At 74.5% G+C, this 3,049-nt stretch carries 3 protein-coding genes and 2 pseudogenes; 4 read left to right on the top strand and 1 reads right to left on the bottom strand.

What is annotated here, in order from left to right:
• Together HUW36_RS29495 and HUW36_RS29500 are read left to right on the top strand one after the other, a co-directional pair.
• A pseudogene (locus HUW36_RS29495) lies at positions 1 to 306 on the top strand (thiol reductant ABC exporter subunit CydC); the annotation flags it as partial.
• Positions 307 to 363: 57 nt separating this feature from the next.
• Positions 364 to 1,053, top strand: a complete 690-nt coding sequence (locus HUW36_RS29500) for a permease prefix domain 1-containing protein (RefSeq protein WP_174531102.1) — start codon at positions 364 to 366, stop codon at positions 1,051 to 1,053.
• Positions 1,054 to 1,058: 5 nt separating this feature from the next.
• Here the strand turns inward: HUW36_RS29500 and HUW36_RS29505 are convergent, their stop codons facing one another.
• Complete coding sequence (locus HUW36_RS29505; RefSeq protein ID WP_174531103.1) at positions 1,059 to 1,400, bottom strand: PadR family transcriptional regulator; 342 nt, start codon at positions 1,398 to 1,400, stop codon at positions 1,059 to 1,061.
• A gap of 116 nt (positions 1,401 to 1,516) precedes the next feature.
• On the opposite strand from HUW36_RS29505, the gene HUW36_RS29510 reads away from it, so the two are divergent.
• Both HUW36_RS29510 and HUW36_RS29515 read left to right on the top strand, forming a co-directional pair.
• Positions 1,517 to 2,512 carry a DNA primase gene (locus tag HUW36_RS29510; protein ID WP_174531104.1) on the top strand — a complete coding sequence of 332 codons (996 nt, stop codon included), beginning with the start codon at positions 1,517 to 1,519 and terminating at the stop codon, positions 2,510 to 2,512.
• A 40-nt stretch (positions 2,513 to 2,552) separates the two neighbouring features.
• Positions 2,553 to 3,049, top strand: a pseudogene (locus HUW36_RS29515) (transposase); the annotation flags it as partial.

Raw genomic sequence — 3,049 nt, forward strand, 5'->3', positions numbered from 1 at the left:
GCCCGGGCGCTGCTGGCCGCGCCGCCGGTGCTGGTGCTCGACGAGCCGACCGAGGGGCTCGACCCGGCGGCGGCCGACGCGGTGCTCCACTCCGCGCTCGCCGCCACCCCGGCCGGGCACTCGGTGCTGCTGATCAGCCACCGCCTCAGCGGCCTGGCCGGGTTCGACGAGATCCTGGTGCTGGAGGGCGGCCGGGTGGTGCAGCGCGGCCGGCACGAGGAGCTGGTGACGCGGCCCGGCTGGTACCGGGAGCAGTGGCTGCGCCAGGAGGCGGCCGAGCGCGGCTACCTCGCGCTCGCCCCCTGACCGCGTTCCGGGGTTTTCCCCGACGCCAGAGGTGCCCGCCGGTGGCAGGCTGGTGCCATGCGGGTGGATCAGAGGGCGGGCGTCGAGGGCCGACTGCGCGAGCTGTCCGGGCGGCTGCACGGGCCGACCCGGCTCAAGGCCGACCTGCTGACCGAGGCGCGGCACGCGCTGGAGGACGCCGTCGAGGCGTACCGGGAGGGGGGCCTGCCGCGGGCGGAGGCCGAGCGGCGGGCGGTGGCCGAGTTCGGCAGCGCCGCCCAGCTCGTGCCCGGCTACCAGGCCGAGCTGGCCGCCGGCGCGCTGCGCGGGCTGGCGCTGCGCACGCTGGCGGTGGCGGTGGTGCTGATGTCGGCCGGCGACCTGACCTGGCGGGGGTCGAGCTGGAGCGCCGGGCCCCGACCGCCGTCGGGCTACCTGCTGCTCTCCGCCGCGTTGAACGGCATCTGGGCGGTGGTCGCCGGGCTGGCCCTGCTGGGGCTGCTGCTCGGCGCGCTGGCCGCCCGCCGGGACTCGCCGCGGCTGGTCCGGTCCGCCCGCGCGGTCGGTTTCGGGCTGACCGGTGGGCTGCTGGTCGGCGCGCTCGCCGGGGGCGCCCTGTTCGGCTGGTCGGTCCACCTCTGGGACGCCGCGCTGACCTGGCCCCCGATGATCGTCGGCGCGGTGCTGGTCTCCGCCGCCTGGTTCGCCCTGGCCCGGGCGGCTCGCTGGTGGCTGCTCAGCAACAGCGTCCCGCGACCGGCCGGGTGACCGGGTCAGGCCGGCGCGGTGGGCGGCTCGTCCGCGCCGAGGAACCGACCGACGGTGGCGCTGAACTCGCGCCAGCCCGCCCGCTCCCCCGCGAGCGCCCGGCCGCCGGCCTCGGTGAGCTGGTAGGTGCGTCGTTCCCGGCCGTTCACGGTGCTCCACGTGCTGGCCACCAGGCCGGCCCGCTCCAGCCGGCGCAGCGCCGGGTAGATCGTGCCGGTGGGCAGGTCGAGCGTGCCTCCGCTGCGGGCCCGCAGCGCCTCGATGATCGCGTAGCCGTGCAGGGAACCGCGCTCCAGCACGGCCAGCAGCAGCGCGTCCAGGTGTCCGTGCAGCGCCTGCGCCCTCATGTGTAGCGAGCCTACTTGTCGGGCGCGCGGGACGCCACCGGGGTGCGGCTCCCGGTCGGAACCGGTCGCCCACTAGGGTATGTGCGCAGAGTCACTCGGCGGCGCGACGCCGCCGGGTGGGCACCCGAACGCACACGGAGGTCAGCGTGGCCCGCCAGTCGCCCCAACGGCCCGACGCCGACGAGCCCGAGCTCGACGAGACCGACGCGTCGGCCGCAGCAGACGAGGTCGAGGTCGAGGTCGACCGCCCGGCAGCGGACCGCACGCTCTGGGACGAGGTGCGGATCGACCCGGTGGAGATCGCCCTCCCCGCCGGCACCGGCTTCACGCTCCGGGCGTACCGGACGGCGCGCGAGCTGACCCCCACCGACGTGGCCGAGCGCGACGAGGACGACCCCTTCCTGGCCCGCCGTCAGGTCGTCGAGACCGAGGAGGACGAGGAGGTGGTGATCCTCGACGAGGAGTTCGCCGCCCTCTCCGCCGAGGAGGACGACGAGGACGAGGAGAAGGACGGCGAGCGCGCCCGGGCACGCCGCCGGGGCAGGGCCGCCGACGCGGACGATTCCGCGGACGACGAGGACGAGGACGAGGACGAGGCCGGCGAGGACGAGGACGACGCCGGCGACGAGGAGGTGCCGGTCTTCCTCAGCCACAAGGGCCGGCTGCTGCTGTTCAAGACCCCCGAGTCGCTCGTCACTTTCATCCGTTCCGGTGCGCCCAACGACCTGTCCCAACTGGACAGCTGGAATGAACTGTCCGAACGGCTGGAACCGGCCGACATCGCCCCGCTGGACGAGGACACCTACGAACTCGACCTGGTGGTGGAGAACCTCCGCGGCGGCCACGACGCGTGGGATCCCGCGCTGCTGATCGAAGCCGGCGAGATCGCCCGTGACCTGTCGTACGCGCTGCGGCTACCGGCCGTGCTCGACATGCTCTCCGCCGGCTCCAGCCTGGACGATCTGGACGAGGCGCTGCGTGCTTCTGTCAATGGCGGGATCGGTGGTTTCCTCGGTCGGCGCCGGCTGAAGAAAATCGGGGCACAAACCGCAAGTTTGGGTTGGCGCACCATTGTCGGCAAGATCTCTGCTGTTGTGGACTGGCGCGACTGACCCGGAGCGGGGAGCATCAGTCTCTGGCAGAACAAGACCTGTGTCCCGGGAGGAGGACGACGCCGTGGCGCTCGTGCGCGTGTACTGCGGTCTGGCCTCGGCAGATCCGGCCGACCGAACGGCTTCGGCCGGAACGACGCTGACGTCCGCTGTGGTCGACGACGCAGGCCGTCTGCTGCACGTCTGTGCGATCGGTGACGAGCCCGCCGGCTACGCCCGGCTGGTCGCGCTGCTGGTGGAGCGGTCCGGTGGGCCGAGCGGGGTGGCGATCGCCGCCGACTCCGACGACCACACCGTCACCTCGCTGCTCAGTGCCGCCGGTCGGCCGCTGGCGATCGCCGACGACGACTCGGTCGACGACTTCGCCGAGCGCTTCGCCGACGACGACTCCCTGGAGGAGATGCAGGCCTCGCCGGTCGAGCGCCGGGCGGTCGGGCTGGCCCGGGCCCTCCAGGCGGGCGCGCTGTCCGCGGTGACCCTCCCGGCGCCGCGCGACCTCGCCGGCTACAAGCAGGTCCTGGCCGCGCACGCGGCGCT

Source organism: Micromonospora maritima (genome assembly GCF_902825405.1).
Lineage (GTDB): Bacteria > Actinomycetota > Actinomycetes > Mycobacteriales > Micromonosporaceae > Micromonospora > Micromonospora maritima.